Consider the following 26,521-nt stretch of genomic DNA (forward strand, 5'->3'; position numbering starts at 1 on the left):
CGCCATGCGCTCAACTCTGCCTCGAACCGGCCCCGCCCAGCTTCAGCGTGCGCGCCACGTCACCGGCCACCTGGCGCAGCGCCGCGTCGTCGGTGCCCGGGTCGGCGCGCACCTGCAACACGATCCCGTCGCGCCCCGGCACCTTGCGCTGCACGAACCACGCGCCGCCGCCGGGCAGGTCGCGGTGGTGCCTGCTCTTGATCGAGCCCGTGACGCGCGCGTGCACCACCTCCGGCACCGCGCCGGGCTCGGCGAGCCGCAGCCGCCGCGGGGTGAGATCCGCGATCAGCACGGCACCGCCCACGTCGTCAAGCACCTGCGCCTCGACGAGGACGATCGCGCCGTTCTGCCACGACGCCTTGCTGACCAGATGCCAGCCCAGCCGGCGCACGCCGTCGGCGGTGGGCAGCCACATCCCCAGCGAGGTGACGACCAGGTGCCCCCCACCCTGCAGCGACGCCGAGCCGAGCACCTGCTCGTCGGCGTCGAGGGTGCCGGCGAAGCCCTCGGGCAGCTCGTCGCGCCCCAGCAGCCGGCGCACCGCCTTCAGCAGGTTCACACCTGAGCCCTTTCCCGCAGTGCCTTCCCGTACTGCTCGAGTGGCACGAGATCGCCGAACGCCTGCATGTAGGCGTCGAGCTCCTCCACCGGGTTGATGCGCTGCAGCCGCGACTTCAGCTCCGCCACCTGCGCCTCCACCAGCGCCAGCCGCACCCCGGCGATGATGCTCCCGACGTAGCGGGCCTCCTCCGGGTTGCGCCGCGGGAGCTGCAGCGGCTCCACCGCGAGCTCGGTGACCAGCGAACGCGTCTCCGGGGTGCACTCGGCGAGCACGGCCTCCAACCAGACCTGCCCGGTGCGCCCGCTGCACACCCCGCCCGCCGCCTGCACCGCGCGGTGCACCAACGCGAACGCGGGGTGGGTGAAGACCTGCTCGGGCAGCTCGTCATAGCTCGGACCGGCGATGGCGGGCATCTGCAGAGCGGCCTTCAGCGCCTCCCGCTGCCGGTGCAGCCGCGGGTCGTCCTTGCGCGGCGGGGCGGGCGGCTGGCGACTGTTTCCGCCACCCCGCCCCTTCGCCGCCTCGGCAGGCGCGCCCGCCGACTCCCGCACCCGCCGCACGACCATCGCGATGTCGTCCCAGCTGGTCCAGCCGGCGAGCCTGCGGGCGTACTCGTCGCGCAGGTCCTCCCGGCGGATCTGCGCCACGAGCGGCACGCAGCGCTGCAACGCCGCCACCCGGCCCTCGGCCGTGTCGAGGTTGTGCTCGCGCAGCATGCTGCGGATGGCGAACTCGAACAGCGGCTCCCGGCGGGCCACCAGGTCGCGCACGGCCGTGTCGCCGTGGGTCTGGCGCAGCTCGCAGGGGTCCTGCCCGTCGGGGGCGATCGCCACGAACGTCTGGGCGGCGAAGTTCTGGTCGCCCTCGAACGCCTTGAGCGCCGCCGCCTGCCCGGCCGCGTCCCCGTCGAAGGTGTAGATCACCTCGCCGAGGTCGAACGAGTCGTCGCCGATCAGCCGGCGGATCACCCCGACGTGGTCGGAACCGAAGGCCGTGCCACAGGACGCGACGGCGGTGGGCACCCCGGCCAGGTGCATCGCCATCACGTCGGTGTAGCCCTCGACCACCACCACCTGGCGCCGTTTCGCGATCTCCCGCTTGGCCAGGTCGAGCCCGAACAGCACCTTCGTCTTGTGGTAGACGGACGTGTCGGACGTGTTGAGGTACTTGGCCTCGATGCCGTCGTCGTCGAAGAGCCGGCGCGCCCCGAACCCCACGACGTCACCGCCGAGGTCCTTGATCGGCCAGAGCAGCCGCCGGTGGAACCGGTCGATCGGGCCGCGGCGGCCCTCCTTCGACAGACCGGCCTTCATCAGCTCGTCGAAGGTGAACCCGGCCGCGAGGAGGTGCTTGGTGAGGGTGTCCCAGCCGGCGGGGGCGTAGCCGCAGCCGAACGTCTGCGCCGCGGCCGCGTCGAACCCGCGGCTGGTGAGGAACTGCACGGCCGGTGCGGCCTCGGGCGTGCGCAGCTGCGCGGCGTAGAACTCGGCGGCGCGCTTGTTGGCCTCCAGCAGCCGGCTGCGCGTGCCCCGGTCGCGCTGCACGGAGCTGCCGCCGCCCTCGTAGGTGAGGCGGTAGCCGACACGGTCGGCGAGGCGCTCCACGGCCTCGACGAACCCCACGACCTCGATCTTCATGATGAACGCGACGGCGTCCCCGCCCTCGCCGCAGCCGAAGCAGTGGAACGTGCCGTGGCTCGGCCGGACATTGAACGACGGGGACTTCTCGTCGTGGAACGGGCACAGGCCCTTCAGCGCACCGGCACCCGCCCGGCGCAGGGCGACGTACTCGCCGATGACCTCGTCGATCCGGGTCCGGTCGCGGACCTCCGCGATGTCGCTGTCCCGGATCCGCCCTGCCACGGGCCGAGTGTAGGCCCGCCCCACGCTCCGGCCCGCGAGCACCGCGCTCCGTCCCCGCCCGAGATCACCACACGCCGCGGACGGCCCCCGGGCGCGGTCAGCGCGGTGCCGCGCGCAGCCCCGCCGCGCGGGTGGAGACCACCGTGCGGCCCTGCGACCCGCGCTGGGCCGGGATCGTGACGGTGGTGCTCGCGCCTGCCCTCCGCGGCCGGTCGGAATGGGGCCGGTGCCGGTCGGTGAGCAGCGGCACGACGGCCATGACCAGCATCAACCCGATACCCGCCACAACGCCGATGATTGTGAGGACATCGGAGAAGCTCATACCTCCACAGTGCGCCGGGGAACCTGAGAGGCGCCTCGGCCGGAGGTACGGATTGGCCGAGAAAACCCGGCCATTCGGCCGACCCCTGCCCCTGCCCACGTCATGGACACATAACGCTGCAACCGCGGCCGCAGAACAGCGACATGTGACCACAACGCGGCTCGGGGGCGTCACGACCCGGGAGCCCGCGAGCAGCGACCGCGCCGGCCACCCCACCGCGTCATGGACACATATCGCGCCATCAGCGGCCGCAGAACAGCAACACGGGACCACAACGCTGTCACCGTGGCCGGGCGGCAGCGGGAACGGGCGACTCGCGCACCCGAAACGGGCGACTCGCCGGGCGGCCGCTGCCTCACACCGCCAGGAGCAGCTGGACCGCGGCGAGTCCCGCCAGCAAGGCCGGCCCGCGCACCAGCTGCCGCACCAGGTCGATCGGGACCGCGCCGAACCCCGTGTCGAACACGGCCGCGCCGTAGTCGGGCGGGGGGCGGGTGGCTGATCGTTCGACCACCGCGACCGCCCCGATGGGGATCAGCACCACGGCAAGGGGGTTCGCCGGGAGCAGCGCGGGCAGCACCGCCGCGGTCCACACGGCGGCGACCACGAGGGGCGCGGCGAGGTGGAGCAGGGTCAGCACGCCGTCGGTGCCGCCGAGTGCGCGGCGCAGCGCGGCGGAGCGGGTGACAGCACGCAGGCCCGCCGCCACCCGGCTGGCGATCGCGTAGGCAGCGACGGCGACGACGGGCGCCACGGCCACGTGGGGCAGGATCGCGGCGGCGGTGTAGGACACGACCAGCAGGCCCGCCCCGAGTGTCAGCGCGCCGGGGGTGCGCAGCGCGCGGCGCAGGTCGGAGTGCAGCAGCGCGACGGATCGGGGGCCCAGGCCGCGGCGTGAGCGTCCACGGCGGGCGGAGCGCCACCGCCGCTCCTCCAGCAGGCCGAGCAGCAGTCCCGGCTCGATGAACGTTCCCGCCGCCTGGACGGCGGCCGCGAGGCCACTCCCTGCGCCCAGCGCCGCGCGGTCCAGGACGGTGAGCCGCCGCCGCGCCACGACGAACAGGACCAGCGCCGCTGCCCAGGCGACGACGGCCGTGTCGGTGGCGGGGACGGACGGGACGGTGGCCGAGCGCGGGACCAGCAGCGCGGCCAGGGCGAGCGCGAGCCCTGCGCCCACGAGCCCGACGCCTGTGGCGCGTCCGGCCCGCGGGCTGCCGGCCTGCCACACGACGGCCGCGGCGACGAGCGCGACCGCAACCCCCGCGCCGGTGGCCGACCACCACACCGCGGTCCGCCACGGCGGCAGCGTCCCGGCGACGACGATCGCCCCGAGCGCTGCGATGCCGGCTCCGACCACCGCCGCGACCGCAGCAGCGGCGGCGAGCCGCGGCCTGAGCATGGCTCCGCGGTCGACGACGCCGGAGAGCACCCAGTGCCGGACCGCCGGGCCGGCCAGCATCGGGCCGAGGGCGAGCGCCGCGCGCAGCACCATGCCCGCCAGCACCAGCCCGACGGCGCCGAGCAGCAGCCCGACGTGGGGCGCGTGCGGGAGCGGGGCGGCCTCGGCGCCCATCACGCGGCGCAGGCCCTGCACCAGCAACCCACCCAGCACGAACACGGCGAGCAACGGCGTGTACCAGTCGCTCCCCGGCCCGTCCTTGGTGGCCGCCCGCCGGGCGCGCCGGACCCGAGCCAACTCCGTCCGCAGCTCCCTCGCGGCGGGCACGTGCACGAGCGGGGGCGCTGTCACGCGCCCAGCTCGACCGTCTGGTCGGCCACCGCCTCGACGACGGCGGCGTCGTGTGAGGCGAACAGCACCGCGCAGCCGGCGGCCTTCTCCCGTTCGAGCCGCTCCACCAGCCACCGCCGACCCGCGGCGTCGAGCCGCTGCTCGGGCTCGTCCAGCACGAGCAGCCGGCGCGGGCGGACGAAGCAGGACGCCAGTGCCAGCCGCCTGCGTTCCCCGCTGGAGAGACCCACCGGGGTGCGGTCGGCCAGGGCCTCCAGGCCCAGCTCGGCGAGCACCGGCGCGGTGTCGGGCTCCACGCCGTGCGCCCGCGCGAGCAGGTCGAGATGCTCGCCGACCGAGAGGTCCGGGAAGAACTCGACGTCGTCGAGCACGCTCGCGACCGCAGCCCGGGAGCGCGGGTCGTCCTCCCGCAGCTCGTTGCCGTCGAGGAGCACCTCGCCGTGGTCGGGCCGGTCGGCACCGACGACACAGCGCAGCAACGTGGTCTTGCCCGCGCCGTTCGGGCCGACGACCGCAGCCGCCCGGCCAGGGCCGAGCGAGAAGCCGACATCTGCCAGCACCACGGCTGTGCCGAACTGCCGGACCAGGCCGTCCACGACCAGCACGCGGTTCACCCCCCGGGCCGCGACGGTAGCAGCCACGTCCCTCGTTGCAGCAAAGCCACGTTGCGGCAACGTCGTTGCATGATCGTGGCTTTGCTGCAACGGGCAAACCGGGCCCGCGTAGGTTCTCGTGGCGTGGACACGGGGGTCGAGAGCTTCGAGCAGCACCGGGCACACCTCATCCGCGTGGGATACCGCATCACCGGCAGCCTCGCCGACGCCGAGGACGCCGTGCAGGAGGCGTGGCTGCGCCTCGCCGGGCTGGACGACGACGCCCGCGCCGAACTGCGCGACGACCGTGCGTGGCTCACCACCGTGGTCGGGCGGCTCTGCCTCGACCGGCTGCGCTCCGCCGCCGTACGGCGTGAGCGCTACGTCGGGCCGTGGCTGCCCGAGCCCCTCCTCACCAACGGCGACGCGGACGAGCCGCTCGCCGCCGTCGTGCGCGACGAGGGGGTGCGGATGGCCGCGATGGTCGTCCTGGAGCGCCTGTCGCCGCCGCAGCGGGTGGCGTTCGTGCTGCACGACGCGCTCGCGCTGCCGTTCTCCCAGATCGGCGATGTGCTCGGTTGCTCGGAGGCCGCCGCACGCCAGCACGCGACGCGGGCGCGGCGCCTCGTGGCAGCGGCCGACCCGCCGCCGCGGGTGCACACGGCCGAGCAGCGCGCGGTCCTCGGCCGCTTCGCCGAGGCGATCTCCCGCGCCGACGGCCCCGCGCTGCTCGCCCTGCTGCACCCCGACGCCCAGTGGGTCACCGACTCGAACGGGAAGACGAAGGCCGCTCGACGCACCATCGTCGGCGCCGACAAGCTCACCCGCCTGCTGCTCGGCCTGCTCGACCGCTACGGCGACGAGATGGCCACCGGGTGGACCCCCGTCGAGGTCAACGGCGACCTCGGGTTCCGGACCCCGGCCTACGGAGGTACCGGGCCGGGGGTCACGGTCGTCACCATCCGGGACGGCCTGATCACGGCCGTCTACCTGATGGTCAACCCCGAGAAGCTGGAACACCGCCCGGCCTGACCCCCGGTGACGGGCGACTCGCGCACGCGAAACGGGCGACTCGCGGGCGGAAGTCGGGCGACTCGCGGGCGGGGAACGGGCGACTCGCGGGGCGGGGCGGAGGCGGGGCCGCGTTCGGTCAGCCGGGCAGGCGGACCTGGCACGCCGCGTCGAAGCCCTGGTCGACGATGCCGAGGGCGTGGTAGGCGCGGGCCCGCATGTTCTCCAGCGCGATGGAGTGGGTGAGCTCCACGAGCCCGGCCCTCCCCAGCTCGGCCTCCAGCCGGGCGACCTGCGCGTCGGTGACGGTCGGTGGGGTGGCCGTCATCGCGTCGGCGTAGGCGAGCGCGAGCCGCTCGACCGGCTCGTAGAGCGGGTGCGTCGGGTACTCGTCGATGTGTTCGAGCCGCTCGACGTCGAGCCCGTCCAGCCGCTGCAGCATCGTCCCGAAGTCGACGCACCACGAGCAGCCCACGACGGTCGCCACCCGGTAGACCGCGAGCTCGCGGAGCCGGGCGGGCAGCACCGTCGCCGCCCGCTCGTACGCCAGCTCGGCGACCAGGGACGCCCGGAACAGGCGCGGGTGGTGGCGGAGCACCGCGAACGGCTCCGGGACGTCCCCGAACCGCCGTCGCATCAGCCGGTACAGCAGCCGGCCCACCGGTCCGGCCTCCTCGGCAGGCACTGCCGGGATCCGTGCGCTCATGGTGTCCTCCTGGGTCGTCCGTGCGGCTCGTCAGCTGTGGGACGAGGCAGCGTCGCGATCCGTGACTAGCGTTGTGGCCATGACCGGTTCCGTGATTCCCGAGACCCACCTCGACCTGCTGGCGCGCCCGCTGATCGGGCACCTGGCCACCGTCCGGGCGGACGGGGCACCGCAGGTGAGCCCGATGTGGTTCTCCTGGGACGGGACTCATCTGCGGTTCACGCACACCTCGAGGCGGCAGAAGTACCGCAACGTGCAGGCCGACCCGCGGGTGGCCTTCTCGATCGACGACCCGGAGCGCCCGCCGCGTCACCTGGAGATCCGGGGCCGGGTGGAACGGATCGACCCCGACCCGACCGCGGAGTTCTTCGGCGAGCTCGCCGACCGCTACTCGATGACGTTCGACGGGCCGCCCGCGGACGCCCCGTTCCGGGTGGTGCTCGTCGTCCGCCCGGAGTCGGTGAGCTACGAGTAGCGGCGGAACGTTGCGGCGTGGCGGGCCACGGCCTGCTGGTCGGTGAGCACCGCGATCTGGTCCAGCACCACCCGCAGCCTCGCGGCGTCGTCGGCGGCGACGGCCCAGTCCTCGGCGAAGAGCGGGTCGAGGGAGTCCGGGGCCTTCGCCAGCAACGCCGAGCCGAGCTCGGTGAGCAGCTCCCGCTGCCGGGCCTGCATCGCGAGCCGGTCGGGGTCGCTCATCACGTACCTCAGCGCGACGGCCTTGAGCAGGGCCACCTCCGCCGCGGCAGGGGACGGGACCACGAGGTCGGCGCCGTAGCGGGACAGCTCGCCGGCTCCGTGCGCCGACCGGGTGGCGTCGATGGCGGCCAGCGCGAACCGGCCGACCAGCTCGCTCGTGAGCCGCTTGAGCGCCATGTGCGCGACCCCCGTGGCCGTGGCCGACGAGAAACCGCGCACCGCGGCCACCACGGGGAGGGCGAGCAGCGCGTCGGCGGCTTCGGCGAGCGCGTCGGTGGAGACCCCGAAGTGGGTGGCGGCCAGCTCCACGACAGCGGCCCGCTCCGTGGGTGACCCGAGGGCGGCGAGGTCGATGCGGCCGCTCACGATGCCGTCCTCGACGTCGTGCACGGAGTAGGCGACGTCGTCGGACCAGTCCATGACCTGCGCCTCGAGGCACCGCCGGTCGCCCGGGGCGCCGTCGCGGACCCAGGCGAACACCTCCGCGTCGGCGACGTAGGCGCCGTACTTCCGGTCGCCCGGCCGGCGCACCCACGGGTACTTGCACGCCGCGTCGAGCGAGGCACGGGTGAGGTTCAGGCCGCTGCCGCCGATCTTCGGCTCCAGCCGGGTGAGGATGCGCAGCGTCTGCGCGTTGCCCTCGAACCCGCCGCAGGCCACGCCGAACTCGTCGAGCGCGCGCTCACCGTTGTGCCCGAACGGCGGATGGCCGATGTCGTGGGCCAGGCCGGCCGTGTCGACGATGTCGGGATCGCAGCCCAGCTCCTCGGCGATCCCGCGGCCGATCTGCGCGACCTCCAGGGAGTGGGTCAGCCGCGTGCGGGGCACGCCGGTGATCTCCGCCCCCTCCCCCGGGCCCACGACCTGGGTCTTGCCGGCCAGCCTGCGCAGGGCGGCCGAATGCAGCACCCGGGCGCGGTCGCGCGAGAACGGGCTGCGGCGCTCGGTGTGCCCGGTGCCCTTGGGCTGCTCGGGGCTGCGCCGGGCCCGGTCGTGCTCGGTGTACCCGCCGCATCCGGAGCCGGGCAGACGCTCGGCCACAGGTCAGCCGAGCCCGCTGGTCTGGGTGTCGGCGGAGGCGTGCGTGAGCCGGTAGTACAGCAGCGCGCCGGTCTCGCGGATGATGTAGCGCAGCTGCGTCTCGCGCGTCTGCACCACCGGCCCGCTGCGGGTGGGCGACGTCTCGGCCTGCAGCCCGCTGTCTCGGGCCATGATGCGGGCGCGCAGGGAGTGCCACGGGTCGCTGACGATCGCCGCGGTGTGCCAGCCGTCCTGCTTCGCCCGGGCGGCGACGGCCTGCAGGCTGAGGAGGGTGTCGGAACCCTCCCCGACCGCGATGACGGCCTGCGGGGGCACGCCCCGGTCGATCAGGAAGCGGCGCCCGGCCTCGGCCTCGGTGTAGACGTCGCCGGGGCGCCCACCCCCGGTGGTGACGATGCGCGGAGCCAGCCCGTCCTCGTACAGCGTCTCGGCGTGCCGCAGCCGCGACGCGAAGATGGAGCTGGGGTCACCGTCGTACTGGGCGGCGCCGAGCACCACCACGGCGTCGACCGGCTGCCGGTTGTCGACCCGCGCCACCTGCCAGATGCGGAACGCGGTGCCGCCGATGATCATCACACCGATCAGGAGGCCTCCGACCAGCAGCCGGACGACCCAGCGACCCCGCCTGCCGCGCTCGACCGGCGCGAGATCGCGCATCCCGCGCATCGGTTCGGTCGGCGCCTCGGAGCGGGAGCGCACCGGGGTGGTGACGGGTTCGGTCATCCGCCGATCCGGCTTTCCGTGGTGGCGAGAGCCGTGCCGGCGCGACCGGAACGGGCGGCCACCACCTGGGCGACGATCGACACCGCGGTCTCGGCCGGGGTGCGGGCGCCCAGGTCGAGCCCGACGGGCCCGTGCAGCGCGGCCAGGTCGTCCTCGGTGAGCCCGGCCGCCAGCAGCCGCTGTCGCCGCGCTGCCTGGGTGCGCCGCGAGCCGAGCGCCCCGATGAACCCGCGCCCTCGTCGCAGACCCTCGATGAGCACCTCGTCGAACGTGGGGGCGTGGTCGAGCAGGACGAGCACGTCGGCGTCGGTGAAGCCGGCGACGGCGGCACGTACGGCGGAGAGATCCGTCTCGGTGCGGGCGTTCCACCCCAGCAGCTCGCACTGGGCGACCAGCGCGTCGCCGATCGCACCGGCCCCTGCCACCAGCACCGAGGGCACTGGCACCCACAGGTCGACCAGCAGTTCGTCGCCCTCGGCCGCCACCCGCTCGGTGACGGTGGCCCCCCGCCGCACGAGCCCGCGGGCCGCCTCCACGGCGGCCGCGTCGAGCCGGGGCGAGCCGAGGCCGCCGTGCACCCCTTCCAGCTCGGGGCCGGTGAGCACGAGCGCGCCGATCCCGTCGGTGGTGGAGATCAGGGCGGCGGACGTGCCGCGCTCCAACGCCTCGCCCAGGGCGATGGCCTGCTCGGCCGGTAGCGGATGGCCCAGCAGCGTGGCACCTCCGGCACAGGCCAGGCCCGCGCCCAGCGCGTCGGCCTCGCTGACGTGTGCCTCCCGGGTGTCGGCCCGGTCGACCGCCGCCGCGGCCAGTGGCACCACGGCGACGTCGAGCGTGCCGCGGTAGACCACCCCGGCCGCGGACCCCGCCGCGGTGGCGGCCACCAGCTGGCCGCTCTCGACGGTGCCGAACCCGTGCCGCTCCAGCACTCGTACGACACCGACACCGTCGGCTGCCCAGCGCTGTAGGGCGGCCCCGAGCTCGTGGAGCGAGGAAGTGCCGGTCGAGGCGGTCGGAGCGCCCGTACTCACGTCGGTCACGATCGCCAGGGTAGCGACAGACACCGACGCTGCGGCGGCGCGTGAGAGCGCCGTGTCACAACCACCCGCGTTCGTCGGCGAGCCGCACCGCCTCGGCGCGGGTGCGGGCGGAGGTCTTCCCGATGGCCGCCGACAGGTGGTTCCGGACCGTGCCCTCGGAGAGGTGCAGCCGGGCCGCCACGGCGGCCACCGTGGATCCGTCGGCAGCCGCGACGAGGACGTCGCGCTCGCGGTCGGTGAGCGGGCTGGTGCCGCTGGAGAGCGACTCCGCGGCGAGGGTCGGGTCGACGACCCGCAACCCGGCATGCACCCGCCGGACGGCATCCACCAGCTGTTCGGGTGGAGCGTCCTTCACGACGAACCCCGATGCCCCGGCGCGCATGGCGCGGGCCAGGTAGCCAGGTCTGCCGAAGGTCGTGAGGACGACGATGCGGCACGTCGGAAGCGCCGAGCGCAGCGCGCCTGCGGCGTCGAGGCCGTCACCACCGGGCATCTGGACGTCGAGCAGTGCGACGTCCGGCCCGGTCCGGAGCGCGGCGGGCACCACCTCGGCACCCGAACCGACCTGGGCCACCACCTCGATGTCGGGCTCCAGGCCGAGCAGCGCCGCCAGCGCACCCCGGACGAGCGCCTGGTCGTCGGCGAGCAGCACCTTGATCATCCGGCCGGCTCCCTCCGCCGGACGGCGGCGGTACGCGGGAGGACCTCGGCCAGCAGCCGGTAGCCGCCGGTGGGTGCCGGACCGGCCTCGACCCGGCCGCCGACAGCAGCGAGCCGCTCGGCGAGCCCGCTGATCCCGTGACCCGCCGGCGTGCCGGGCGGGCTGCCGACGCCGTCGTCGACGATCTCCACCGACATCGGCGTGAGTCGCACCGCACAGCGGCCGGCCCCGCTGTGCCGGATGGTGTTGGTGACGCCCTCCCGCACCACGTGCGCGAAGGCCTGCTGCCGGTCCGGCGGTACGTCGTCGACGGCGGCCGGCAGATCCGCCTCGATTCCTGCCGCGCGCAGGGCCTCCCGGGCACCGGCCAGCTCACGACCGAGGGACGCCACGCGGTTGGCAGACACGGTGGAGCGCACCTCCGCCAGCGCCTGCCTGCCGAGCTGCTCGACGTCGGTCACCTCCTCGCCCGCCCGCCCGACGTCCCCGCTCTCCAGCAGCCGCCGGGCCAGGCCCGCCTTGACCGTGATCGTCGTGAGGCTGTGCCCGAGCACGTCGTGCAGGTCCCGCGCCATCCGCTCCCGCTCCGCCGTGACGGCCAGCCGGGCCAGCTCCTCACGTGCCTCGCGCAGCTCGGAGTTCGCCCGGATCAACCGGAACTGACCCAGCATCGCGACGCTGATCGCCAACATGCCGAGGATGTCCGGGCCGGTCACCCCCTCGCCGGCCAGCCACAGCCAACCGATCCCGGCCGCGCCGCCGAACGCGAGTGCGACCGCTCCGGCGGTCCACGGGGACGGGACCAGCGCGATGACCGTGACGATCACGTAGCTGACGGTGTAGACCGCTCCGTCCTGCGGCCCGAACCCGACCACCATGACCGCCCAGAGCGCGGCCATCACGAGCACGAGCGCTGCCGAGAAGGCCGGCTGCTTGCGGCGCATCGCCACGAACAGCCCGTGCACGTAGCAGGCGATGTAGGCGACGACCGTCGTCACCAGCAGCACCCGGACGACGGGCGGGTGGTCGGACGTGGCGCCGATGTACAGCCACGGCGTCAGCAGAAGCGACCACCCGCCTGCCATCACGTACCACCGCTTGGCGCTCATCCGGGTGGGGTCGCGGACCAGCTCGTCCGCGTCCCCGGTGGTCGAGGACATGCCGATCACCGTAGCCCGGTCACCAGGCCCGGACTCAGACCCGGAGCGCGTCACGGCGGTACCGGACCGCGACCGCGGCCCCCGCGACCAGGAACCACCCCAGCACGACGGCCACGCCCTCGATCGGCAGGGCAGCGCCGGACGCCTGTCCCTGCGCGATGGCCGTGAGCCAGTAGCTGGGCAGCAGGTGGGCCACGGTGAGCATTCCCGACGGAAGCACCTGCGCCGGGATCAGCACGCCGCCCAGCAGGCTGAACACCAGCATCGTCACCGTCGACATGCCCTGCGCCGAGTCCGGCGTGGCGACCAGGCCGAGCAGCAGCCCGATCGCGGCGAACGGCAGCACCCCGATCCACGCGGCGAGGAACACCCGGACCCAGGTGAGCGCGTCGAGGTGCACCCCCTCCACCACCCCCGCCACGGCGAAGACCAGCAGGAGCGCGGGCAGCGCCACCAGCATCGCGACAGCCGCCTTGGTGGCGACGTACCCCCATGCGGGCAGCGGGGTCAGCCGCAGCTGGCGGTTCCAGCCGATGCTGCGCTCCACCGCCACCCGTCCACCCGTGCTGATCGACGCGGAGATCGCGCCGAACGCAGCCATGTTGATCATCAGGACGACGGTGGCGGCCGCCGCGTCCGGCCCGGTGGCGAAGATCCCGGTGAAGACGATCAGGTAGACGACCGGAAAGCCCACCGTGAAGATCAGGAACCGCGGTGAGCGCAGTAGCCGGCGCACCTCGGCGAGCAACAGAGCACCCATGGTCAGTTCTCCTCCGACGTGGTCAGCGCGACGAACGCGTCCTCGAGGCCGTGCGCGGAGACCTCGATGTCACAGGCCTGCGGGTACGCGCTGATGAGTGCGCGGAGCGCGGCGTCGGAGTCGGAGCACTCCAGGCGGACCCGCGGTCCGTCGACGTGCACCTGCGTCACGCCGGGCAGCGCGGCCAGCGCAGCCGGGACAGCTCCGGGCGCGGTCGCGGAGACGACCCGGCCGGAGGCGAGCGCGCGGACCTGCGCAACGCTGCCGTCGGCCACCACCCTGCCCTTCCGCAGCAGCACGACCCGGTCGGCGTACTCCTCGGCCTCCGCCAGGTAGTGCGTGGCGAACAGCACGGTGCGCCCGGCACGCGTGTAGCTGCGCATGGCCGTCCAGAACTCGCGCCTGGCCTGCACGTCCATCGCGACGGTCGGCTCGTCCAGCACGAGCAGGTCCGGATCGCAGACGAGCGCGGCGGCGAACCGCACACGCTGCTTCTGCCCGCCCGAGAGCCGCCCGTAGCGCCGGCCCGCCACGTCGGCGACGCCCGCCCGGAGCAGCGCCTCCGCAACGGACAGCGGCTTCGGGAAGAGCGCACCCGTCAACCGCACGACCTCCGCCACCGTGACGTCGTCCGGGATGCCGCCGGACTGCAGCATCGCCCCGACCAGCCCGTCGACCACCGCCTGCCGCGGCGCCCGCCCGAACAGCCGGACGTCGCCGGAGTCGGCGCGCGAGAGCCCGAGCAGGATGTCGATCGTCGTCGACTTGCCGGCGCCGTTGGGCCCGAGCAGCGCCACCACCTCGCCGGGGGCGATCGCGAGGTCGACGCCGTCGACCGCGCGCACCCCGCCGTAGCTGCGATGCAGGCCCCGGATCGATACGGCCGCACCGGCGGTGACAGCCGTCGGGGGCTGAACAGGAGTGGATCTCGTCATGCGGATGAGACTGCCGCCGCACCCCTGCCGGGACCGGGATCGCCCGTCACGGGCTGATCATGACGAATGTCAGGGTGCGCAACGAGCGGCGCGCCCGTCCGGACCTGCCGGACGAGCGCGCCGTTGGTTCAGAGGCCGGTCAGCAGCCCAGCAGGCGGGCGGCCAGGTAGCTCTCGACCTGGTCGAGCGCCACCCGCTCCTGCGTCATCGAGTCACGCTCGCGGATGGTCACGGCCTGGTCGGTCAGGGTGTCGAAGTCGACCGTGATGCAGAACGGCGTGCCGATCTCGTCCTGGCGGCGGTAGCGGCGCCCGATCGCACCGGCGTCGTCGAACTCGACGTTCCAGTGCTTGCGCAGCGTGGCGGCCAGGTCGCGGGCCTTCGGTGACAGGTCGGCGTTGCGCGACAGCGGCAGCACCGCGGCCTTGACCGGCGCGAGCCGCCGGTCCAGCCGCAGCACCACCCGCTTGTCGACCCCACCCTTGGCGTTGGGTGCCTCGTCCTCGGTGTAGGCCTCGATGAGGAACGCCATCATCGAGCGGCCGACGCCCGCCGCCGGCTCGATCACGTACGGCCGGTACCGCGTGCCCGACGCCTGGTCGTAGAACGACAGGTCGACACCGGAGTGGTTGGAGTGCGTGGTGAGGTCGAAGTCGGTGCGGTTGGCGATGCCCTCGAGCTCGCCCCACTCCTGGCCGGTGAAGCCGAACCGGTACTCGATGTCGACGGTGCGCTTCGAGTAGTGGGACAGCTTCTCCTTGGGGTGCTCGTAGTGCCGCAGGTTGTCCCGCGCGATCCCCAGGTCGGCGTACCAGTTGGTGCGCTCGTCGATCCAGTACTGGTGCAGCTCCTCGTCGGTGCCCGGCTCGACGAAGTACTCCATCTCCATCTGCTCGAACTCGCGTGTGCGGAAGATGAAGTTGCCCGGCGTGATCTCGTTGCGGAAGCTCTTGCCCATCTGGCCGATGCCGAACGGCGGCTTCTTGCGCGACGTGGTCTGCACGTTGAGGAAGTTGACGAAGATGCCCTGCGCCGTCTCCGGGCGCAGGTAGTGCAGACCCTCCTCGGACTCCACCGGGCCGAGGTAGGTCTTGAGCATCATGTTGAAGTCGCGGGGCTCGGTGTACTGGCCGCGCGTGCCGCAGTTGGGGCAGGGCACGTCGGACAGGTCGTCCTCGGCGACGTCCTTGCCGGTGCGCTCGTTGTACTCCTCGACGAGCTGGTCGGCCCGGAAGCGGCGGTGGCAGCTCAGGCACTCCACCAGCGGGTCGGTGAAGACGCCGACGTGGCCGGAGGCCACCCACACCTGGCGCGGCAGGATCACCGAGCTGTCGAGGCCCACGACGTCCTCGCGGCCGGTGACCATGTACCGCCACCACTGCCGCTTGATGTTCTCCTTCAGCTCCACGCCGAGGGGCCCGTAGTCCCAGGCCGAACGGGTACCGCCGTAGATCTCACCGGAGGCGAAGACGAAGCCGCGGCGCTTCGCGAGCGCGACGATGGTGTCGATCTTGGCGGAGCTCGGCTTGCTGGCCACGAGGCTGTACTCCTGGGCGGGGGAAAGGGCGAACGAGCCTCCAGGGTAGCGAGGCAGCGCGAGCGGCTTTCCCACACGGTCTGCGCAGGGGGCGTGTGCTCCTCGCCGAGCCCGTGGGCCGTGTGCAGACCGTATCCGGCGCGCGGAGCGGACGTTCGCCTGAAAGCGCGGTCCAGCCGGTTGTCCACAGGCGGGCACATGGGGGTTCTGGACCGGCTGCCGACGCCCCAAGCTGGGGATCATGCAGAGGGAGAGCCCGGCGCTCGTCGTTCGGCCCGGCCTGCTGGCGGCCGGGTTCACCGACGAGGAGCTGCGCCGGTGGCGGGCACAGGGCCGGCTGGTCACCGTGCGACCGGGCGTCTACATACAGGCCGCGAGGCCGGACGATCCGGCGGCGCGGCACGGGCTGGCGATCAGGGCCGCGGTGCAGCAGATCGCTCCTGGTGCGGTGATGAGCCACGTGTCCGCCGCGGTGCTCCACGGCCTGCCGCTGTGGTCGGCACCGCTCGACCGCGTCCACGTCACCCGCAACCGCCGCTCCGGTGGCCGGCGCAGCCGGTTCCTGCACCTCCATGCGGCTGCTCTCGAGCCCGACGAGATCGTCCTCGTGGACGGCATCGCCGTCACCTCGGTGGCGAGGACGATCGCCGACCTCACCCGCCACCTGCCGTTCGAGCCCGCGGTGGTGTCGGCCGATGCCGCCCTGCACCGCGGGCTCGTCACGCGGGCGGCTCTGGCCGATGCCGTGGAGCGGTCATCCAACCGCCGCGGCAACACCGCGGCGCGGCGGGTCGTCGCGTTCGCCGACGGGCGGAGCGAGAGCCCTGGCGAGTCGCGCAGCCGCGTCGCGCTTCAGCGTGCGGGTCTGCCGGCACCTGTCCCGCAGTACGTGGTCCGGTCCGCCTCCGGCACGACGATCGCGCGGGTCGACTTCGGGTGGCCGAAGCTGAGGACGGTCGGCGAGTTCGACGGGCTGGTGAAGTACGGCAGGTTGCTGCAACCCGGCCAGGTTCCGGCTGAGGTCGTCGTCGCGGAGAAGCGGCGCGAGGACGCCATCCGTGACGAGGACCTGCGCGTGCGGCGGTGGGGCTGGGACGACCTGGACAACTTCGAGCCCGTGGCCAGACGTCTGCGGCTCGCGTTCGACGCCGGCTGAGCACTTCGCGCGCCCGCTCTGTTCCTCGCAGGGCCCACAGCCTCTGCGAGGAACGCAGCCGGCGCGCAGCTCAGGCCAGGAGGCTGGTGTGGGTCTGTGTGGCGCCTTCTTTGGCGTCCAGCAGCGTCTCGTACGTCGACGCGGTGGTCGTCTCCGCCTCCGAGAGCAGGGGCACCACATGTTCGCGCACCTCGAACGGGCTCAGTGCGCGGCGGTAGGCGTGCACCGACGCGAACCGGACGACCAGCACCCACTGGTCGGGCTCGTCCACCGATCGGCCCAGCTCGCCGCCGAGGCAACCGTCGGCTGCGGTGAGGAGCTCCAGCGCCCGGGCGGCCCGCGTGAGGAACGCGGGAGCGGCGGCGCGAGCGACCACGAACCGGCAGACGAGCAGCACGAACGGAGCATGCCACCGGACGCCTACGATGGACCCAGCGGCCACCGGAGTGCTGGACCACCGGGGGGCGTGGCCGCCGCTTCCGGAGATGGGGACCAATGTCGATCGTCGCTGGTGCCGGGCCGGCCGGCGCGTCCACCGATGAGGCCACGTACGGCCAGGTCGGTGACCGGTCGGCTGCGCACCCCACGGCCCACCGCACCACAGCACCCGCGCCCGTGCACACCCCGCGCACCCTCACGGCGGCAGGCGACCTGCTGCGGGCGCTCGCCGCGCCGGTCCGCATCGCCATCGTGCTCCAGCTGCTGGAGTCCGACAGGTGCGTGCACGATCTCGTCGACGCGCTGGGGGTCACCCAACCGCTCATCAGTCAGCATCTGCGGGTGCTCAAGTCGGCCGGTGTGGTGCAGGGTGATCGGCAGGGCCGCGAGGTGGTCTACTCGCTCGTGGACGACCACCTCGCGCACATCGTCGTCGACGCGGTGGCCCACGTCGAGGAGGGGGAACGATGAGCGAGCGTGCGAGCGAATCAGTGTCACCGCGTCCACGCGCGGTGACGTCTCCGTGTGGGTCGACCGAGCGCAGCGAGGACGCACGATGAGCGTTGCGGGGCAGGCGCCGACGACGCGGGCGCTACGGGCCACGAGGCAGCGGGCCGCGGTGTCGGCGCTGCTCGACCGGCTCGACGACTTCCGCTCGGCCCAGGAGATCCACGAGGAGCTGCGCCGCCTCGGTGAGGGGATCGGGCTCACCACCGTCTACCGCACGCTGCAGACGCTCGCCGACGGCGGCGAGGTGGACGTGCTGCGCACCGGCACCGGTGAGGCCGTGTACCGCCGGTGCGAGACCGCCGACCATCACCACCACCTGGTGTGCCGGCGCTGCGGCTACACGGTGGAGATCGAGGGCCCCGACGTGGAGAGCTGGGCGCAGCGCGTGGCCGACAGCCACGGGTTCGTCGAGCTCAGCCACACGGCGGAGATCTTCGGTCTGTGCAAGGACTGCGGCACCCGCTGAGCGTCCCGTCTCAGAACGACACATCCGGCGCGTCCCGCGGCCGCTAGCGTCCGCGGCGACGCAAGGAGGCGCTCATGGCGGACGACGCGACAGGCGGCAACGGGACAGCGACGGCCACCGCACCCAGCACGGTGCGCAGGCTCGACGGCGCGGAGTCCACGGAGCTGGCCGGTCTCGCCGCGGTGTTCGAGGACCTCCAGTACGTGCTGCGCTGCTGCGAGCACCTGGTCTCGGCGCTGGCCGCGCCGCGGCCGGACCCGGCGCTGGTGGAGGCGCTGTGGACGGGCGCGCTGGTCGGCTACGTCCGGTGCTTCTCCGGCCGGGCGGGACTCCTCACCGAGGACGACCTGGGCCGGCTCGAGCTCGACGGCGACGTCGGCGAGTTCCACGCCATGATCAAGAAGCTGCGGGACCACTACGCGTCACGGCACGTGAACCCGCGTGAGTCGTTCACGATCGGCGCGGCGCAGGCCAACGACGGCAGGCCCACCGGCGTCGCGGTGGTCTCGGCGCCGCGCCCGCTCGTCGACGACACGACGGTACGGCTGCTCGGCCGCGTGGCCTACGCACTGAGCGGGCTGGTGGACGCGCGGATGCAGGAGGCCCAGAGCCGGGTGCTCAGCGCGGCCGGGAAGCTCTCGCCGGCACAGCTCAGCGCGCTGCCGCTGGTGCACCTGTCCACCTGACGGGCCACTCGAGGGGTGTGGCTGGTCGGGTGTGGCTAGTCCGCGGTCAGCTCGGTGCGCATGCTGGATGCGCTGCTGACGACCAGCATCAGCAGCGTGCCCATGGCCTTCTCGTCGAGCCCGCTCGCCGGGAAGGCATAGCGCAGGGTCACGTCCCAGCCGTTCTGGCCGCGGATCACCCTGGGGGTGCCGAACAGGCCCTCACCGGCGCCGAGCGCCACGCGCGTGGGGATGTCGGACTCCGCCGGGAGGTCCCACGCCACCACGCAGGTGAGGTTGAGAACCGGCAGGCCCTCCTCCAGCTCGAGGCCCTGCAGCGCGCACACGACGCCGCCGTGGGCGAACGTGAGAGCGCCGTCGTCGTCGACGGTGACGTCGTGGAAGCGCTCGAGCGCCGCGCGGGCGATGTCGAGCATCTCCGGGATCCCGGCGCTGCTCATGACGCGGTACCCGGCTTGTCGAGCGCCCCACCGAAGCGGCGGTCGCGGCGGGCGTAGATCTCGATCGCCTCCCACAGGTGACGCCGGTCGAAGTCGGGGAACAGCGTGTCGAGGAAGACCATCTCGGCGTAGGCCGACTGCCAGAGCAGGAAGTTCGACGTGCGCTGCTCGCCCGACGACCGCACGAACAGGTCGACGTCGGGCATGTCCGGCTCGTCGAGGTACCGCGCGATCGTCCGCTCGTCGATCTTGTCGGGCTTGATCCGACCCTCGGCGACGAGCCGGGCGATCTGCCGCACGGAGTCGGCGATCTCGGCGCGTCCGCCGTAGTTGACGCACATGGTGAGGGTGAGGACGTCGTTGTCCTTCGTCTTCTCCTCGGCGATCTCCAGCTCCTTGACCACCGAACGCCACAGCCGGGGCCGGCGGCCCGCCCACCGGACGCGCACACCCATCTCGTGCATCTCGTCGACGCGGCGGTGGATGACGTCGCGGTTGAAGCCCATGAGGAAGCGGACCTCGTCGGGGCTGCGCTTCCAGTTCTCCGTGGAGAAGGCGTAGGCCGAGAGCCAGCGGACACCGATGTCGATCGCTCCGCGGGCGACATCCATCAGGGACGCCTCGCCGCGCCGGTGACCCTCGATGCGGGGTAGTCCGCGAGCGTTGGCCCAGCGACCGTTGCCGTCCATGACGAGGGCGACGTGGTTCGGCACGAACTCGGAGGGGATCGCCGGGGGCCGCGCACCCGAGGGATGCGGCGGCGGAGGCTGGAATCGGGCCACGGCGGGCCAGCCTACGGCGGGAGGTGTGGCGCACCGCAGGGTGCGTCCGGCGATTGCCCCAGTAACCGGCGGATCGGACTTTCCTACCATTCACCCATGACCAGCTCCCCTGAGTCCGGCGGCATCGTCGGTTGGGTCGTCGCTCTGATGGACGCCCTCGGCGCCCCCGGCGTCGGACTTGCCATCGCCCTCGAGAACGTCTTCCCCCCGCTCCCGAGCGAGGTCTTCCTCCCACTCGCCGGCTTCGCCGCAGCTCGCGGCGAGATGAGCGTGGTCTCCGCGATCGTGTGGACCACGCTCGGCTCGCTCGTCGGGGCGCTGGTGCTGTACGGCATCGGCGCCGCGCTCGGCCGCGACCGGCTGCGCGCGATCGTCGACCGCATGCCGCTGGTGAACCTGCGTGACGTCGACAAGGCCGAGGAGTGGTTCGCCCGCCACGGCGCGAAGGCCGTGTTCCTCGGTCGGATGGTGCCGCTGGTGCGCAGCCTCATCTCGGTACCGGCGGGCGTGGAGCGGATGCACCCCGCCCTGTTCGCCGCCCTCACCGCGGCGGGGAGCCTGATCTGGAACACCGCGTTCGTGCTCGCCGGCTACACGCTCGGCGAGAACTGGCACATCGTCGAGAGCTACGCGGGGATCGCCTCGAAGGTGGTGCTCGTGGCGATCGTGCTGGCGGTGGTCGTGTTCGTCGCGAAGCGGGTGGCGCGGCGCCGTCAGCAGGGCGACCCGGACGAGGTCATCGCCCTCACGGATGACAGCCCCACCGAGCAGATCCCGGTGGTCTCCGTGGCGGCGCCCACCGAACGGATCCCGGTGGTCCGCCCCGGCGCCGGCGGGCCGCCGCTGCGGCGCGGGCCGCACCAGTAGCGTCCGGCCGGTGGCGACGATGGTGCGGGTGACCAGGAGGGCCACCGGGCTCGCCCTCGGCGCGCTCACGGCCGTCGCGCACGTGCTCCTCCTGCTGCCGGCCGCCGGCGCCCTGCTCGTCCCCGCCGCCCGGCCTGCCGTGGCGGCTGCGGGCCGCCGGCTGGTCAGCATCGAGCGCACCCGGGTGACGACGCTGCTGGGCGGGGCCGACGCCACCGCCGCCGAACCCTCCGCCCCGCGGGCCCTGCGCTACCTGGCCGCCCGGGTGCCGGTGGGGCTCCTCGGCGGGGTCGTGCTGGCTCTGCTCGTGCTCGGCGCGGGGTTCGCGGCCACGATCCTGTGGTCCTGGGTCACCGGCACGCCGTGGCTGCTGGACGACGAACCCGCCACCGCGGTCACCGGCGAGATCGTGGCGTACTACGCGTTGTCCGGCGCGGTGCTGCTCTATCTCGGGCTGGCCGGGGCGACCGGCGTCGTCCGGTGGGAGCGCACGCTGCTGGCCCGGTTGCTCGCGCCGTCGCGCGAGGAGCAGCTCGCCCGCCGCGTCACGGAGCTGGCCGGCACCCGCGACGCCGTCGTCGCCGCGGTGGACGACGAGCGCAGACGGATCGAGCGCGACCTGCACGACGGCGTGCAGCAGCGGCTCGTCGCCCTCGGCATGCTGCTGGGACGGGCACGGCGCCACCCCGACCGCGCCGACGAGCTCGTCGCCCAGGCCCACGAGCAGGCCCAGCGGGCCCTCGTCGAGCTGCGGGAGGTCTCGTGGCGCGTCTACCCCGCCGCGCTGGACACCGAGGGCCTCGCTGCCGCGCTGGAGTCCGTGGCCGAGCGGGCGCCGCTGCCGGTGCGGATCACGTGCGCGATCCACCCGGAACCGGCCGCGGCGGTGCGGGCCGCCGCCTGGTTCGTCGTCTCCGAGGCCGTCACCAACGCGGCGAAGCACTCCGGCGCGTCGGGCGTGACGATCGAGGTGCGCACCACGGACGGCGCGCTGGACGTCACGGTCCACGACGACGGCCGCGGCGGCGCCGACCCGGCGGGCGGCGGCCTGGCCGGCCTGGCGCGCCGGGTCGAGGCCGCCGACGGCACGCTGCGCGTGGAGAGCCCACCTGGCGCCGGCACGCTGATCGCGGCGCACCTTCCGGGCGCCGGGTTGCAGCAAAGCCACGTTGCGGCAACGACGTTGCATGAAAGTGGCTTTGCTGCAACGGGGCCGGCGCACCCCGGGAGGGCCGGGTGAGCCTGCGGATCACCATCGCCGAGGACTCGGCGCTGTTGCGCGAGGGGCTCGTCCGGCTGCTCGTCGACGAGGGACACGAGGTCGTCGCGGCCGTCGGGGACGCCCGCGCCCTGCTCGGCGCCGTCGAGCGGGACCAGCCGGACGTCGTCGTCGCCGATGTGCGGATGCCGCCGACCCACAGCGACGAGGGCATCGTCGCTGCGCTGGAGATACGCCGCCGCTGGCCCGGGGTCGGGGTGCTCGTGCTCTCGCAGTACGTCGAGCGCCGGCACGCCGCACAGCTCATCGGCGGGGACGGCGGGCGGGTCGGCTACCTGCTCAAGGACCGGGTGGCGCAGGTCGGGGAGTTCCTCGACGCACTGGAGCGGGTGGGGGCGGGCGGGGCCGCCTTCGATCCGGAGGTGGTGCGGCAGCTGCTCGCCCGCGGCAGTCACGCCGACCCGCTCACGCGGCTCACCCCGCGGGAGCGGGAGGTGCTCGACGCCATGGCCGAAGGGCTGACGAACGCGGGCACGGCGGAGCGGCTGCGCATGTCGGTGAGCGCCGTGGAGAAGCACGTCGCGTCGATCTTCGGGAAGCTCGCGATCGGCGACGCCGCCGGCTACAGCAGGCGGGTGCTGGCGGTGCTGCGCTACCTGGGCTCGTGAGGAGCGCGAACGCGCACCGGTTCAGCTCGGCGCCGGACCGGCGGCACGCTCGGCGGCCGGCGCGTGGGGGCGCCGCTCCACCAGCGGCAAGGACCGCAGCTGGCGCTCCATGTGCCACTGCAGATGCGCCGCCACCAGCCCGCTCGTGTCGCGACGGGTGACGGCGCCCATGGCGTCCGCGGTCTCCCAGTCGCCGTGCAGCAGCGCGTCGAGCAGGGTGAACGTCTCGCGTGACGGCGTCACCGAGCCGGGCGGGCGGCAGCGCGGGCACACGGCTCCCCCGGCGGCGATGTTGAACGCCGGGTGCGGGCCGGGCTCGGCGCAGCGGGCGCAGTCGCTGATCGCGGGGGCCCAGCCGGCGTGCGTCATCGCGCGCAGCAGGAACGCGTCCAGTACGAGCGACGGGTCGCGCTCCCGGCCGGACAGGGCCCGGATCGCCCCCACCAGCAGCAGGTACACCCGCATCGCGGGCTCGCCCTCCTCCGAGACGAGACGATCGGCCGTCTCGAGGATCGCGCAGCCGGCCGTGTAGCGGGGGTAGTCGCCGATGATGCCCACGCCGAACGCGTCGACCGTCTCGGCCTGGGTGATGATGTCGAGCGAGCGGCCGGTGTAGCACTGCACGTCGACGTGGTTGAACGGCTCCAGCCGCGCACCCCAGCGCGACTTCGTGCGCCGCACCCCCTTGGCCACGGCGCGCACCTTGCCGCGGCGGCGGGTGAGCAGAGTGACGATGCGGTCGGCCTCGCCGAGCTTCTGCACCCGCAGCACCAGTCCGGTGTCGCGGTAGAGGCTCACCGGCCAAGCCTACGGCGGTCAGTCGCGTGGCCGCGCGTACCGGGCCGTGCAGAGCGGCACGAACACGGCCAGCAGGAGCGCCGTCCACAGCAGGGAGGCGAGCACCGGGTGCTCCAGCGGCCAGGCCCCGTTCGTCGGTGCCGTGGGGTTGCCGCAGAGCTCGCGGACGGCCGCGGTCACGGCGCTCACCGGGTTCCAGTCGGCGATCGTGCGCAGCCAGGCCGGCATCCCGGCCGTCGGGACGAACACGTTCGACAGCATCCCCACGGGGAGGACGAGCACCGACAGCTGCCCGGCCGCCTCCTCGTTCCTGATCACCAGCCCGAGGAACATGCCGATCCAGGTGGCTGCGAACTGGAACGCCACGAGCAGCCCAAGCGCGCCGAGGGCGGGACCGATCCCGGTGCGGATCCGCCAGCCCACCAGCAGGCCGCAGGCTGCCATCAGCAGCAGGCACCCCAGCCCGTACAGCGCGGTTGCCGCCGCCTGCCCGAACGGCACCGCGACCCGCGAGATGGGCATCGAGCGGAACCGGTCGACGACGCCGCGCCCGGAGTCGCGCGCCATCGTGATCATGGCGGGGATCAGGTTGAACGCGATGGTGACGAACAGCCCGGGCACCAGGAACTCCCGGTAGTCGCCCGAGCCGGGCACGGCGATGGCGCTGCCGAAGATGTAGCCGAACACCAGCACCAACATCACCGGCGCGGCGAGGGTGAGGGCGATCCCTGCCGGGTCGTGGCGCAGCTTCGCGAGCACGCGGGACGCTGCGGCGGCGCCGTCCACGAGTGGGCGGCTCCGGGCCGGAACGGGGTTGGTCGCGGTGGTGGTCATGCTGCTGCCTCCTCGTGGCGGGGACGGACCAGGTGCAGGAACACCTCGTCGAGAGTGGGGCGGCGGATGCCGGCGTCGAGCACCGCGACGCCGGCCGCGTCGAGCGTGCGCACGACTCCGGGCACGGAGACGGCGGTGCCGACCACCGGTGCGCTGATCCGCAGACCCGCGGCGGCGACATCGGGATCGCCGCCGGTGTATGCGGCGAGAGCAGCCGCGGCGGCGGCCAACTCCGCCGGCGTCTCGACGAGGACGTCGACGCGGACGCCGATCGAGTTCTTGAGGACGTCCGGACTGCCGGTGGCGACGGCCTTCCCGCCGTCGATGATCACGATGTCGTCGGCGAGCCGGTCGGCCTCCTCCAGGTACTGGGTGGTGAGGAGCACGGTGGTGCCGGCCCCGACGAGCTCACGGACGGTCGTCCAGATCTCGGCGCGGCTGCGTGGGTCCAGGCCGGTGGTCGGCTCGTCGAGGAACAGCACGGGCGGGGCGACCACGACGCTCGCGATCAGGTCGAGGCGCCGCCGCATGCCGCCCGACCAGGTCTTCACCAGCCGGTCGGCCGCGTCGGCGAGGTCGAAGCGGTCCAGCAGCTCCCCTGCCCGACGCCGGGCCTCGCGCCGGCCCAGGTGGTGCATCCGGCCGAGGATCTCCAGGTTCTCGCGGCCGGTGAGGTCGTCGTCCACGGCGGCGTGCTGCCCGGCGAGGCCGATCGAGCCGCGCACCAGCGCCGCGTCCCGCACGACGTCGTGGCCGAGCACCGAGGCCCGTCCGGCGTCGGGCACGGTGAGCGTGGCCAGCACGCGGATCGCGGTGGTCTTGCCCGCCCCGTTGGGGCCGAGCACCGCGCACACGCTGCCGCGGGGGACCACGAGATCGAGCCCGTCGAGCGCCCGCACCGGGCCGTACGCCCGCACGAGCCCTTCTGCTACCACTGCAACCGTCATCGGCCCTCCCTTACTGCAATCAGTGTTCGCAGTTCGAAGAGTAGCTGACTGAGTACGATGTTCGCAAAGGAGGCGTCATGGCCCGGAGCATCTGGCTTCGCCAGGAACGGTCGGGCCGCGGGCCCGCACCCGAGCACAGCAGGGCACAGATCGCCGCGGCCGCGATGGAGCTGGCCGACGCAGGCGGCCTCGACGCCCTGTCCATGCGCAAGGTGGCCGCGGCCGTCGGGGCAGGCGCGGCATCGCTCTACCGCTACGTCGAGACCCGCGACGAGCTGCTGGAGCTCATGGCCGACGCGGCAGCCGGAGAGATCGAGATCTCCCGGCCCCCGTCGGGAGACTGGCGGGCCGACCTCGTCGCGCTCGCGCACGAGATCCGGGAGGTCTACCGGCGCCACCCGTGGATGCTCGACATCGCACCGGGACGGGTCGCCTTCGGCCCCCGCACCGTCGACGTCCTGGAGTACGCGCTCGCCGTGATGCGGGACCTGGACGTGCCGGCCGGCACGAAGATGGAGGCGTTCGCGCTGATGAACGGCTTCGTCGCGCTCCTCGTCCGCACCGAGACGGCGATGGGCGGTGCGACGACCGACTGGCAGGAGTCGCAGGCCGAGTTCCTCGCCTCGGTGGTCACCGCCGGCCGCCACCCGCACCTCGCCGCCGCGTTCACCGCTCCCCCGGCGCCACCCGTGGCCGACCTGCTCGACGGCGTGCTGCCCCGCGTGCTGACCGGCCTGCTCGACTCCGGCAGGTGATTCTCTAGAGCCAGCCCCGCTCCTCCGCCGCGCGAACGGCCTCGATCCGGGTGCGGGTGCCGGTCTTGCGGATCGCCGAGGACAGGTGGTTGCGGACGGTGCCGCGGGAGAGGAACAGCCGGCCTGCCACGTCGCCGACGGGCGCCCCGCACGCCGCCGCCCGCAGCACGTCACGCTCGCGGTCGGTCAGCGGGTTCTCCCCCTCGCTGAGAGCGAGGGCGGCGAGGCCCGGGTCCACCACCCGTTCCCCGGCGAGCACCCGGCGCAGCGCCCCGGCCAGCTCGGCCGACGGCGCGTCCTTGAGAAGGAAGCCGGACGCCCCGGCGCTCATGGCACGGCGGAGATAACCCGCCCTGCCGAACGTCGTCAGCACGACGACGCGGCAGCCGGGCAGCGCCGCGGTCAGCGCGGTGGTGGCGGTGAGCCCGTCACCGCCCGGCATCTCGATGTCGAGCAGGGCCACGTCCGGCTGGGTCGCGCGGGCCGCGGGCACGACCTCGTCGCCCCGCGCGACCTGGGCGACCACCCGCAGGTCGTCCTCCAGTTCGAGGAGCGCCACCAGCGCACCGCGGACCATCGCCTGGTCCTCCGCG

General features: G+C 73.7%; 31 protein-coding genes. 10 read left to right on the forward strand and 21 right to left on the reverse strand.

Annotated elements, in window-relative coordinates; all coding sequences use genetic code 11:
• Positions 1–10: 10 nt before the first annotated feature.
• From ACQPZA_RS27555 to ACQPZA_RS27575, 5 genes are all read right to left on the reverse strand, one after another.
• The gene (locus tag ACQPZA_RS27555; RefSeq protein WP_433275082.1) at positions 11–559 is read right to left on the reverse strand and encodes a hypothetical protein; all 549 of its coding nucleotides are present in this window, start codon (positions 557–559) and stop codon (positions 11–13) included.
• Entirely contained in the window at positions 556–2,424 is a 1,869-nt protein-coding gene (gene dnaG / locus ACQPZA_RS27560; protein ID WP_433275083.1) for a DNA primase, read from the reverse strand. Before dnaG ends, ACQPZA_RS27555 begins: the two co-directional genes overlap by 4 nt.
• A gap of 97 nt (positions 2,425–2,521) precedes the next feature.
• Positions 2,522–2,746 carry a hypothetical protein gene (locus tag ACQPZA_RS27565; protein WP_433275084.1) on the reverse strand — a complete coding sequence of 75 codons (225 nt, stop codon included), beginning with the start codon at positions 2,744–2,746 and terminating at the stop codon, positions 2,522–2,524.
• A 355-nt stretch (positions 2,747–3,101) separates the two neighbouring features.
• The gene (locus tag ACQPZA_RS27570) at positions 3,102–4,496 is read right to left on the reverse strand and encodes a DUF6297 family protein (RefSeq protein WP_433275085.1); all 1,395 of its coding nucleotides are present in this window, start codon (positions 4,494–4,496) and stop codon (positions 3,102–3,104) included.
• Positions 4,493–5,137: an ABC transporter ATP-binding protein gene (locus ACQPZA_RS27575; RefSeq protein ID WP_433275086.1), complete on the reverse strand. Its 645-nt coding sequence runs from the start codon at positions 5,135–5,137 to the stop codon at positions 4,493–4,495. Before ACQPZA_RS27575 ends, ACQPZA_RS27570 begins: the two co-directional genes overlap by 4 nt.
• 96 nt (positions 5,138–5,233) lie before the next feature.
• Between ACQPZA_RS27575 and sigJ the strand changes: the two genes are divergently transcribed.
• Entirely contained in the window at positions 5,234–6,121 is an 888-nt protein-coding gene (gene sigJ, locus ACQPZA_RS27580; protein WP_312859330.1) for an RNA polymerase sigma factor SigJ, read from the forward strand.
• A gap of 118 nt (positions 6,122–6,239) precedes the next feature.
• Here sigJ and ACQPZA_RS27585 read toward each other — a convergent pair whose 3' ends face one another.
• Positions 6,240–6,806, reverse strand: a complete 567-nt coding sequence (locus ACQPZA_RS27585; protein WP_433275087.1) for a carboxymuconolactone decarboxylase family protein — start codon at positions 6,804–6,806, stop codon at positions 6,240–6,242.
• Between the two features lie 79 nt (positions 6,807–6,885).
• Here ACQPZA_RS27585 and ACQPZA_RS27590 point away from each other — a divergent pair, with 79 nt between their 5' ends.
• Positions 6,886–7,281: a PPOX class F420-dependent oxidoreductase gene (locus ACQPZA_RS27590; protein ID WP_433275088.1), complete on the forward strand. Its 396-nt coding sequence runs from the start codon at positions 6,886–6,888 to the stop codon at positions 7,279–7,281.
• Here ACQPZA_RS27590 and ACQPZA_RS27595 read toward each other — a convergent pair.
• From ACQPZA_RS27595 to ACQPZA_RS27630, 8 genes are all read right to left on the reverse strand, one after another.
• Positions 7,272–8,546 (reverse strand): deoxyguanosinetriphosphate triphosphohydrolase, encoded by a 1,275-nt coding sequence (locus tag ACQPZA_RS27595; protein WP_433275089.1) that lies wholly within the window; start codon positions 8,544–8,546, stop codon positions 7,272–7,274. The two genes, ACQPZA_RS27590 and ACQPZA_RS27595, sit on opposite strands and share 10 nt — an antisense overlap.
• Positions 8,547–8,549: 3 nt before the next feature.
• Positions 8,550–9,203 carry a YdcF family protein gene (locus ACQPZA_RS27600; protein ID WP_169398166.1) on the reverse strand — a complete coding sequence of 218 codons (654 nt, stop codon included), beginning with the start codon at positions 9,201–9,203 and terminating at the stop codon, positions 8,550–8,552.
• A 62-nt stretch (positions 9,204–9,265) separates the two neighbouring features.
• Positions 9,266–10,309, reverse strand: a complete 1,044-nt coding sequence (locus ACQPZA_RS27605; RefSeq protein WP_433275090.1) for an XdhC family protein — start codon at positions 10,307–10,309, stop codon at positions 9,266–9,268.
• Between the two features lie 55 nt (positions 10,310–10,364).
• On the reverse strand, positions 10,365–10,970 hold the full coding sequence (locus ACQPZA_RS27610; RefSeq protein WP_433275091.1) for a response regulator: 606 nt from the start codon (positions 10,968–10,970) through the stop codon (positions 10,365–10,367).
• Positions 10,967–12,130, reverse strand: a complete 1,164-nt coding sequence (locus ACQPZA_RS27615) for a sensor histidine kinase (protein ID WP_433275092.1) — start codon at positions 12,128–12,130, stop codon at positions 10,967–10,969. The genes ACQPZA_RS27610 and ACQPZA_RS27615 overlap by 4 nt, the downstream gene beginning before the upstream one ends.
• 34 nt (positions 12,131–12,164) lie before the next feature.
• The gene (locus ACQPZA_RS27620) at positions 12,165–12,890 is read right to left on the reverse strand and encodes an ABC transporter permease (RefSeq protein ID WP_433275093.1); all 726 of its coding nucleotides are present in this window, start codon (positions 12,888–12,890) and stop codon (positions 12,165–12,167) included.
• Between the two features lie 2 nt (positions 12,891–12,892).
• The gene (locus ACQPZA_RS27625) at positions 12,893–13,825 is read right to left on the reverse strand and encodes an ABC transporter ATP-binding protein (RefSeq protein WP_433275094.1); all 933 of its coding nucleotides are present in this window, start codon (positions 13,823–13,825) and stop codon (positions 12,893–12,895) included.
• 139 nt (positions 13,826–13,964) lie between these two features.
• Positions 13,965–15,362, reverse strand: a complete 1,398-nt coding sequence (locus ACQPZA_RS27630) for a glycine--tRNA ligase (RefSeq protein ID WP_169400202.1) — start codon at positions 15,360–15,362, stop codon at positions 13,965–13,967.
• Between the two features lie 241 nt (positions 15,363–15,603).
• Between ACQPZA_RS27630 and ACQPZA_RS27635 the strand changes: the two genes are divergently transcribed.
• On the forward strand, positions 15,604–16,518 hold the full coding sequence (locus tag ACQPZA_RS27635) for a type IV toxin-antitoxin system AbiEi family antitoxin domain-containing protein (protein ID WP_433275095.1): 915 nt from the start codon (positions 15,604–15,606) through the stop codon (positions 16,516–16,518).
• Positions 16,519–16,588: 70 nt separating this feature from the next.
• Here the strand turns inward: ACQPZA_RS27635 and ACQPZA_RS27640 are convergent, their stop codons facing one another.
• Entirely contained in the window at positions 16,589–16,915 is a 327-nt protein-coding gene (locus ACQPZA_RS27640; protein WP_433275096.1) for an antibiotic biosynthesis monooxygenase family protein, read from the reverse strand.
• 98 nt (positions 16,916–17,013) lie between these two features.
• Here ACQPZA_RS27640 and ACQPZA_RS27645 point away from each other — a divergent pair, with 98 nt between their 5' ends.
• From ACQPZA_RS27645 to ACQPZA_RS27655, 3 genes are all read left to right on the forward strand, one after another.
• A complete protein-coding gene (locus ACQPZA_RS27645) occupies positions 17,014–17,427 on the forward strand; it encodes an ArsR/SmtB family transcription factor (protein WP_246267836.1) in 414 nt (137 codons plus the stop codon).
• 85 nt (positions 17,428–17,512) lie between these two features.
• Positions 17,513–17,932 (forward strand): Fur family transcriptional regulator, encoded by a 420-nt coding sequence (locus ACQPZA_RS27650; RefSeq protein WP_169400199.1) that lies wholly within the window; start codon positions 17,513–17,515, stop codon positions 17,930–17,932.
• Between the two features lie 74 nt (positions 17,933–18,006).
• On the forward strand, positions 18,007–18,618 hold the full coding sequence (locus ACQPZA_RS27655) for a hypothetical protein (RefSeq protein ID WP_433275098.1): 612 nt from the start codon (positions 18,007–18,009) through the stop codon (positions 18,616–18,618).
• 35 nt (positions 18,619–18,653) lie between these two features.
• Here ACQPZA_RS27655 and ACQPZA_RS27660 read toward each other — a convergent pair whose 3' ends face one another.
• Positions 18,654–19,058, reverse strand: a complete 405-nt coding sequence (locus ACQPZA_RS27660; RefSeq protein WP_169400197.1) for a hypothetical protein — start codon at positions 19,056–19,058, stop codon at positions 18,654–18,656.
• On the reverse strand, positions 19,055–19,840 hold the full coding sequence (locus ACQPZA_RS27665; protein WP_169400196.1) for an isoprenyl transferase: 786 nt from the start codon (positions 19,838–19,840) through the stop codon (positions 19,055–19,057). Before ACQPZA_RS27665 ends, ACQPZA_RS27660 begins: the two co-directional genes overlap by 4 nt.
• Before the next feature lie 96 nt (positions 19,841–19,936).
• Between ACQPZA_RS27665 and ACQPZA_RS27670 the strand changes: the two genes are divergently transcribed.
• Genes ACQPZA_RS27670 through ACQPZA_RS27680 form a run of 3 tightly spaced genes read left to right on the forward strand, consistent with a single transcriptional unit; the run spans position 19,937 to position 22,594 of the window.
• A complete protein-coding gene (locus ACQPZA_RS27670) occupies positions 19,937–20,707 on the forward strand; it encodes a DedA family protein (protein WP_433275100.1) in 771 nt (256 codons plus the stop codon).
• Between the two features lie 19 nt (positions 20,708–20,726).
• Positions 20,727–21,947, forward strand: a complete 1,221-nt coding sequence (locus ACQPZA_RS27675; RefSeq protein ID WP_433283018.1) for a sensor histidine kinase — start codon at positions 20,727–20,729, stop codon at positions 21,945–21,947.
• Between the two features lie 2 nt (positions 21,948–21,949).
• On the forward strand, positions 21,950–22,594 hold the full coding sequence (locus ACQPZA_RS27680) for a response regulator transcription factor (protein ID WP_344017029.1): 645 nt from the start codon (positions 21,950–21,952) through the stop codon (positions 22,592–22,594).
• A gap of 21 nt (positions 22,595–22,615) precedes the next feature.
• On the opposite strand, the gene recO is transcribed toward ACQPZA_RS27680, so the two are convergent.
• From recO to ACQPZA_RS27695, 3 genes are read right to left on the reverse strand one after another with little or no spacing between them, the layout of a single operon-like run.
• Positions 22,616–23,392, reverse strand: a complete 777-nt coding sequence (gene recO, locus ACQPZA_RS27685) for a DNA repair protein RecO (RefSeq protein ID WP_169397307.1) — start codon at positions 23,390–23,392, stop codon at positions 22,616–22,618.
• A gap of 18 nt (positions 23,393–23,410) precedes the next feature.
• Positions 23,411–24,226 carry an ABC transporter permease gene (locus ACQPZA_RS27690; protein ID WP_433275102.1) on the reverse strand — a complete coding sequence of 272 codons (816 nt, stop codon included), beginning with the start codon at positions 24,224–24,226 and terminating at the stop codon, positions 23,411–23,413.
• Positions 24,223–25,173 carry an ATP-binding cassette domain-containing protein gene (locus tag ACQPZA_RS27695; protein WP_433275104.1) on the reverse strand — a complete coding sequence of 317 codons (951 nt, stop codon included), beginning with the start codon at positions 25,171–25,173 and terminating at the stop codon, positions 24,223–24,225. The genes ACQPZA_RS27690 and ACQPZA_RS27695 overlap by 4 nt, the downstream gene beginning before the upstream one ends.
• Before the next feature lie 77 nt (positions 25,174–25,250).
• On the opposite strand from ACQPZA_RS27695, the gene ACQPZA_RS27700 reads away from it, so the two are divergent.
• Positions 25,251–25,928, forward strand: a complete 678-nt coding sequence (locus tag ACQPZA_RS27700) for a TetR/AcrR family transcriptional regulator C-terminal domain-containing protein (protein ID WP_433275105.1) — start codon at positions 25,251–25,253, stop codon at positions 25,926–25,928.
• Between the two features lie 4 nt (positions 25,929–25,932).
• On the opposite strand, the gene ACQPZA_RS27705 is transcribed toward ACQPZA_RS27700, so the two are convergent.
• Positions 25,933–26,505 carry a response regulator transcription factor gene (locus ACQPZA_RS27705; RefSeq protein ID WP_211174519.1) on the reverse strand — a complete coding sequence of 191 codons (573 nt, stop codon included), beginning with the start codon at positions 26,503–26,505 and terminating at the stop codon, positions 25,933–25,935.
• Positions 26,506–26,521: the final 16 nt, after the last annotated feature.

Origin of the sequence: Pseudonocardia xinjiangensis (assembly GCF_050948425.1) — a bacterium.
GTDB classification, from domain to species: domain Bacteria; phylum Actinomycetota; class Actinomycetes; order Mycobacteriales; family Pseudonocardiaceae; genus Pseudonocardia; species Pseudonocardia xinjiangensis.